Source organism: Cecembia rubra, from assembly GCF_003014575.1.
Taxonomy (GTDB): domain Bacteria; phylum Bacteroidota; class Bacteroidia; order Cytophagales; family Cyclobacteriaceae; genus Cecembia_A; species Cecembia_A rubra.
The window spans coordinates 1-1,365 of the sequence record NZ_PYGF01000028.1 but is presented as its reverse complement, the minus strand read 5'-3'; the positions used below and the strand labels follow the sequence as shown (position 1 = coordinate 1,365).

The window sequence follows — 1,365 nt, the reverse complement described above, 5'->3', positions numbered from 1 at the left end:
GCTAAGCCGGCTATCGTGGGCTTTGTAAAAATGTCCCTGACTGATACCAAGATTTGTGTTTCCTGTGAAAGCCTGCCGGCAAGCTGCGCAGACTTAAGAGAGTCTCCCCCAAGGGCAAAGAAATTATCCAGGGTACTGATCGATTCCATATCCAGACCCAAAAGCTGCGACCAAAGCCGGGCAATGACTGTTTCCAGTTGGGTCGACGGGGCAATAAATTCAGCACCTGTCAGTATGCTTTCCCCGGGATCAGGCAATGCTTTTCGGTCTATCTTTCCACTGCCGGTTAGGGGAAGTTTATCCAATTGAACGAAACGGGCAGGGACCATAAAGTCCGGAAGGCCTTTTGAAAGGAAGTTCCGCAGCGCTTCCACTGTCTTTTCTTCCTCACTCACGTAATAAGCACATAGGTACTTCTCTCCCATGTGATCCTCTCTCACTGTAACCGCCGCCTCCCTGATATCAGGTTCTGACAACAGTACACTCTCTATCTCTCCCAGCTCGATCCTGAAACCCCTGATCTTCACCTGCTGGTCCATCCTGCCCAGGTACTCGATCTCTCCCGTCGGTAGCCATCTGGCCAGGTCCCCGGAACGGTACATCCTTTGTCCGGGATTGAACGGATCGGCAACAAACTTCTCCGAAGTCAGATCAGGCCTGTTCAGATAGCCCCTTCCAACTCCTGCACCTCCGATACACAGTTCTCCCGGTATGCCTACAGGCAAATGCTTGCCATGGGCATCCAAAATATAGGTTTGGTAGTTGGGCAGCGGTCTTCCTATAGTGATCCGGTGAGAATCTTCAGAAACCCTGTCCATTGTCGACCAGACTGTCGTCTCTGTTGGCCCATAGGCATTGATGATAGCTAAGTTTTTTGCCCACTTTTGGCCAAGACTCAATGGCAAGGCTTCTCCTGCACTCAATACCATTCGGAGACTTACAAGCGATCTTGGATTCAGTTGACTCAGAACAACAGGTGTCAATACAGCTACCGTAACTTTGAGTTCGTTGAGGGTGGATTGTAGCGGAAACCCGGGCGAAAGATCCTCTTTTGATGCTACTATCAGACTTGCTCCGGAAGTAATGGCCAAAAGAATCTCAAAAACAGAAGCATCAAAACTTGAAGAAGCGAATTGTATTACACGATCTGTACCATCTAAACTCAGTAATTGCTGCTGTGCAATCGCCAGATTAACTGCATTACGGTGCTCGATCATGGTTCCCTTCGGCCTGCCCGTAGTACCCGATGTGTAAATGATATAGGCCAGGCTCTCCGGATGGCACCGTGGTGCAGGGTCTGATTCCCTATACCCGCCAAGAACCTTCCCCAGGTATTCCCATGTAACAGGGATGGCACCGGTATTG

General features: G+C 50.0%; 1 protein-coding gene. It reads right to left on the bottom strand.

All coding sequences use genetic code 11. The features are described 5' to 3' along the window. On the bottom strand, window positions 1-1,365 hold a 1,365-nt coding region (locus CLV48_RS20360; RefSeq protein ID WP_146140135.1), incomplete at both ends, for a non-ribosomal peptide synthetase.